The organism is Streptomyces sp. B1866 (assembly GCF_031932565.1).
Classification (GTDB): Bacteria; Actinomycetota; Actinomycetes; order Streptomycetales; family Streptomycetaceae; genus Streptomyces.
On sequence record NZ_JAVSCF010000673.1, the window covers coordinates 1 to 234 of the forward strand.

General features: G+C 73.9%; 1 protein-coding gene. It reads left to right on the forward strand.

The annotated features are described in order from the left end of the window. On the forward strand, positions 1-234 hold a 234-nt coding region (locus RKE29_RS30730; RefSeq protein WP_312008948.1), incomplete at both ends, for a beta-ketoacyl synthase N-terminal-like domain-containing protein.

Here is a 234-nt window from a genome sequence, read left to right on the forward strand (position 1 = left end):
GCGCCTGGGAAGCGCTCGAAGACGCGGGCCTGGACCCGACGTCCCTGCGGGGCACCGACACCGGCGTCTTCTGCGGCGTCGGCCCCTCCGACTACGCGGCCGCGCCCGCGGGCGGCCTGCCGCAGATCGAGGGCTTCCGCCTGACCGGATCGACGACCAGCGTCGTGTCGGGTCGCATCTCCTACAGCCTGGGCCTCGAAGGCCCCTCGGTGTCCGTGGACACGGCGTGCTCGT